The organism is Psychrobacter fozii (assembly GCF_003217155.1).
In the GTDB taxonomy this organism is placed as follows: Bacteria; Pseudomonadota; Gammaproteobacteria; order Pseudomonadales; family Moraxellaceae; genus Psychrobacter; species Psychrobacter fozii.
Window position 1 is genome coordinate 1 of the sequence record NZ_QJSU01000019.1, and the last position, 5696, is coordinate 5696.

Genomic DNA, 5696 nt, shown 5'->3' on the forward strand with positions numbered 1-5696 from the left:
ATAGAGAGCTGACGATGACCTACTCTCACATGGACGAATCCACACTACCATTGGCGCAACGATGTTTCACTTCTGAGTTCGGGAAGGGATCAGGTGGGGCCATCGCGCTATTGTCGTCAGCAAAGGGGGTTAGATATGAGTCTGTTGTTTTTATTGTTTGACGATAAGTGTTTAGTTTATGGTCGATCAACTTGTAACCTAACTGAATCAAGGTTAAAGGTGATATCGAAATATTCTTTCTTTATTCTATAAGCCACTACAGCTTATACAAGATAGATTAATTAGACTTGTATACAAACCACTTGGGTGTTGTATGGTCAAGCCAAACGAGCAATTAGTACAGGTTAGCTACATGCATCGCTGCACTTCCACACCCTGCCTATCAACGTCCTAGTCTTGAACGGCTCTTTAGGGAAATCTAATCTTGAGGTGGGCTTCCCGCTTAGATGCTTTCAGCGGTTATCCCATCCGAACGTAGCTACCGGGCAATGCCACTGGCGTGACAACCCGAACACCAGAGGTTCGTCCACTCTGGTCCTCTCGTACTAGGAGCAGATCCTCTCAAATTTCCAACGCCCACGGTAGATAGGGACCGAACTGTCTCACGACGTTCTAAACCCAGCTCGCGTACCTCTTTAAATGGCGAACAGCCATACCCTTAGGACCTGCTTCAGCCCTAGGATGAGATGAGCCGACATCGAGGTGCCAAACACCGCCGTCGATATGAACTCTTGGGCGGTATCAGCCTGTTATCCCCAGAGTACCTTTTATCCGTTGAGCGATGGCCCTTCCATACAGAACCACCGGATCACTAAGACCTACTTTCGTACCTGCTCGACTTGTGGGTCTCGCAGTTAAGCGCGCTTTTGCCTTTATACTCTACGACCGATTTCCGACCGGTCTGAGCGCACCTTCGTACTCCTCCGTTACTCTTTAGGAGGAGACCGCCCCAGTCAAACTACCCACCATACATTGTCCTCGGTATTGTTATACCTGAGTTAGAACCCCAACATGACCAGGGTGGTATTTCAAGATTGGCTCCACAAACACTAGCGTGTCTGCTTCAAAGCCTCCCACCTATCCTGCACAAGTCAGGTCAAAGTTCAATGTAAAGCTGTAGTAAAGGTTCACGGGGTCTTTCCGTCTAGCCGCGGGTACACAGCATCTTCACTGCGATTTCGATTTCACTGAGTCTCTGCTGGAGACAGCGCTGCCATCATTATGTCATTCGTGCAGGTCGGAACTTACCCGACAAGGAATTTCGCTACCTTAGGACCGTTATAGTTACGGCCGCCGTTTACTGGGGCTTCGATCAAGAGCTTCGCTTACGCTAACCCCATCAATTAACCTTCCAGCACCGGGCAGACATCACACCCTATACGTCCACTTTCGTGTTTGCAGAGTGCTGTGTTTTTAATAAACAGTTGCAGCAGCCTGGTATCTGCGACTGCCAGCAGCTCAAGGAGCGTGTCCTATCACCACCAACAGCGTACCTTCTCCCGAAGTTACGGTACCATTTTGCCTAGTTCCTTCAGCAGAGTTCTCTCAAGCGCCTTGGTATTCTCTACCTGATCACCTGTGTCGGTTTAGGGTACGATTCGTTTATAACTATTGCTTAGAAGCTTTTCCTGGAAGCATGGTATTTGCCACTTCACTGTACAAGTACAGCTTGCTATCAGATCTCAGCCATGTAGTAGCCCGGATTTACCTAAGCCACAAGCCTACATCCTTTCACCTGGACAACCAACGCCAGGCTGACATAACCTTCTCCGTCCCTCCATCGCATTATAAACAAGTATCAGAATATTAACTGATTTCCCATCGACTACGCCTTTCGGCCTCGCCTTAGGGGTCGACTCACCCAGCCCCGATTAACGTTGGACTGGAACCCTTGATCTTCCGGCGTGCGAGCTTTTCACTCGCATTATCGTTACTCACGTCAGCATTCGCTCTTGTGATACCTCCAGCATGCCTTACGACACACCTTCACAGGCTTACACAACGCTCCCCTACCACTTGAAAACAAATTCAAATCCGCAGCTTCGGCTCCTAGTTTGAGCCCCGTTACATCTTCCGCGCAGGCCGACTCGACTAGTGAGCTATTACGCTTTCTTTAAAGGATGGCTGCTTCTAAGCCAACCTCCTAGCTGTCTATGCCTTCCCACCTCGTTTCCCACTTAACTAGGAATTTGGGGCCTTAGCTGGCGGTCTGGGTTGTTTCCCTCTCCACAATGGACGTTAGCACCCACTGTGTGTCTCCCGGATATCACTCATCGGTATTCGGAGTTTGCATCGGTTTGGTAAGTCGGTATGACCCCCTAGCCGAAACAGTGCTCTACCCCCAATGGTGTTCGTCCGAGGCGCTACCTAAATAGCTTTCGGGGAGAACCAGCTATCACCGAGTTTGATTAGCCTTTCACCCCTATCCACAAGTCATCCCCTGGCTTTTCAACGACAGTGGGTTCGGTCCTCCGGTGCCTGTTACGGCACTTTCAACCTGCTCATGGATAGATCACTCGGTTTCGGGTCTATACCCTGCAACTAAACGCCCTATTAAGACTCGGTTTCCCTACGGCTCCCCTAAACGGTTAACCTTGCTACAGAATATAAGTCGCTGACCCATTATACAAAAGGTACGCAGTCACTCCAATAAATTGAAGCTCCTACTGCTTGTACGCACACGGTTTCAGGTTCTATTTCACTCCCCTCACAGGGGTTCTTTTCGCCTTTCCCTCACGGTACTGGTTCACTATCGGTCAGTCAGGAGTATTTAGCCTTGGAGGATGGTCCCCCCATCTTCAAACAGGATTTCTCGTGCCCCGCTCTACTTAATATGTTAACTCTAATGTTTCGAATACAGGACTATCACCTACTACGGTCAGCTTTCCCACGCTGTTCTTCTACATTAGAATTAATCGGCTTCTCCCCGTTCGCTCGCCGCTACTAGGGGAATCTCATTTGATGTCTATTCCTAAGGGTACTGAGATGTTTCACTTCCCCTCGTTCGCTTCTTGTACAAGTACAAGATACCTACCTTATGGTAGGTGGGTTTCCCCATTCAGAAATCTCCGGATCACAGGATATTGCCGCCTCCCCGAAGCTTATCGCAGGCTGTCACGTCTTTCATCGCCTCTGACTGCCAAGGCATCCACCATGTGCGCTTCATTACTTGACCATACAACCCCAAGTAGTCTCTCGACTTCTAAGTGTCATACAATCTAATTATGATAACGATATCACCTAATTTTATACGCTTGATTCAGTTCTCTTATTACTTTTTTAATAACTCACCCCTGGGATAACAACTGATGTCGTTAAGAGGTGAGTTATTAAGGTTAAGAAGTGCGCGTGAACACGCTCTTCCTAACCCAGACTCATATCTATGTTTTTAAATAGTTCCTACTCTCTCGTCGAGTAGCAGGTTCTGTATAAAACAGAAAGAAGTAATCTTGCCAATATAACGGCGAATCACTTGTTTCTATTTAATACCTATTTTATTTATTAGCATCTAAAGTTTCGTATTTATAGTGGTGGAGCCAAACGGAGTCGAACCGTTGACCTCCTGCGTGCAAGGCAGGCGCTCTACCAACTGAGCTATGGCCCCGTAAATAATGGTAGGCCTGGGCAGACTTGAACTGCCGACCCCCGCGTTATCAACACGGTGCTCTAACCAGCTGAGCTACAGGCCTTTGTATGCCTACAAAGGCAAAAGCTAATAAATACTAGCTTAAACTAAAGAACAACTTGTTGTGAATTCTTGCTGACCGAATGTCATCTATAAGGAGGTGATCCAGCCGCAGGTTCCCCTACGGCTACCTTGTTACGACTTCACCCCAGTCATCAACCACACCGTGGTGAACGCCTCCCCGAAGGTTAAGCTATCCACTTCTGGTGCAATCAACTCCCATGGTGTGACGGGCGGTGTGTACAAGGCCCGGGAACGTATTCACCGCGGCATTCTGATCCGCGATTACTAGCGATTCCTACTTCATGGAGTCGAGTTGCAGACTCCAATCTGGACTACGATAGGCTTTTTGAGATTCGCATCACATCGCTGTGTAGCTGCCCTCTGTACCTACCATTGTAGCACGTGTGTAGCCCTGGTCGTAAGGGCCATGATGACTTGACGTCGTCCCCGCCTTCCTCCAGTTTGTCACTGGCAGTATCCTTAGAGTTCCCGGCTTAACCCGCTGGTAACTAAGGACAAGGGTTGCGCTCGTTGCGGGACTTAACCCAACATCTCACGACACGAGCTGACGACAGCCATGCAGCACCTGTATTCTAATTCCCGAAGGCACTCCCGCATCTCTGCAGGATTCTAGATATGTCAAGACCAGGTAAGGTTCTTCGCGTTGCATCGAATTAAACCACATGCTCCACCGCTTGTGCGGGCCCCCGTCAATTCATTTGAGTTTTAACCTTGCGGCCGTACTCCCCAGGCGGTCTACTTATTGCGTTAGCTGCGTCACTAAGTCCTCAAGGGACCCAACGACTAGTAGACATCGTTTACGGCGTGGACTACCAGGGTATCTAATCCTGTTTGCTACCCACGCTTTCGAGCCTCAGTGTCAGTATTATGCCAGAAGGCTGCCTTCGCCATCGGTATTCCTCCAGATCTCTACGCATTTCACCGCTACACCTGGAATTCTACCTTCCTCTCACATACTCTAGCTCTACAGTTTCAGATGCAGTTCCCAGGTTGAGCCCGGGGATTTCACATCTGACTTATAGAGCCACCTACGCTCCCTTTACGCCCAGTAATTCCGATTAACGCTTGCACCCTCTGTATTACCGCGGCTGCTGGCACAGAGTTAGCCGGTGCTTATTCTGCAGCTAATGTCATCGTCCGTGGGTATTAACCACGGAGTCTTCTTCACTGCTTAAAGTGCTTTACAACCAAAAGGCCTTCTTCACACACGCGGCATGGCTGGATCAGGGTTTCCCCCATTGTCCAATATTCCCCACTGCTGCCTCCCGTAGGAGTCCGGGCCGTGTCTCAGTCCCGGTGTGGCTGATCATCCTCTCAGACCAGCTACAGATCGTCGCCATGGTAGGCCTTTACCCCACCATCTAGCTAATCCGACTTAGGCTCATCTAATAGCGAGAGCAGTAAACTGCCCCCTTTCTCCCGTAGGTCGTATGCGGTATTAATACGAGTTTCCCCGTGCTATCCCCCACTACTAGGTAGATTCCTAAGTATTACTCACCCGTCCGCCGCTCGACGCCTGATAGCAAGCTATCATCGTTTCCGCTCGACTTGCATGTGTTAAGCCTGCCGCCAGCGTTCAATCTGAGCCATGATCAAACTCTTCAGTTTAATCTTGCTATGAAGCTCTTTAAAGAAGCTTCTAAACTTGGCTCATCTAATCTGGCAAAATCGCTAAAAATTATGTTCGTAATGAATTAACTTTGAGTTTTTTTACTGTCTTAAATGATAATTTTTATAGTTAGAATTCTATCGAAAAGATAGTCAACCAACTTTATTTTTTAACATTCTGAATCAGCAAAAATCCACACAAGTTGTTCTTTAGTTATGCTTTTAAATAATGCCTAATCACTGTCGTCCAGTGTTAGTATTTCTAACTAAATATTCCCAGCCAATGTGGCTTATCCTATTTAGCGAGCTGACTATCATATCATGTTTTAATAGTCTGTCAACTTCTTTTTTAATTTCGTTTCAATGAGTTAACTGGGTT

2 tRNA genes and 3 rRNA genes are annotated in these 5696 nt (G+C 48.0%); all 5 read right to left on the reverse strand.

Annotation, left to right across the window (positions count from 1 at the left end):
• Positions 1-6: 6 nt before the first annotated feature.
• The 5 genes from rrf to DFP82_RS14570 all read right to left on the reverse strand — a co-directional run bounded on the left by rrf (position 7) and on the right by DFP82_RS14570 (position 5317).
• Positions 7-121 (reverse strand): 5S ribosomal RNA (gene rrf, locus DFP82_RS14550).
• A 192-nt stretch (positions 122-313) separates the two neighbouring features.
• A 23S ribosomal RNA gene (locus DFP82_RS14555) occupies positions 314-3175 on the reverse strand.
• Positions 3176-3528: 353 nt separating this feature from the next.
• Positions 3529-3604 (reverse strand) — tRNA-Ala (locus tag DFP82_RS14560).
• 8 nt (positions 3605-3612) lie between these two features.
• Positions 3613-3689 (reverse strand) — tRNA-Ile (locus tag DFP82_RS14565).
• Positions 3690-3778: 89 nt separating this feature from the next.
• Positions 3779-5317, reverse strand: a 16S ribosomal RNA gene (locus tag DFP82_RS14570).
• The 16S, 23S and 5S rRNA genes sit together here with 2 tRNA genes alongside, the layout of an rRNA operon.
• Positions 5318-5696 lie beyond the last annotated feature (379 nt).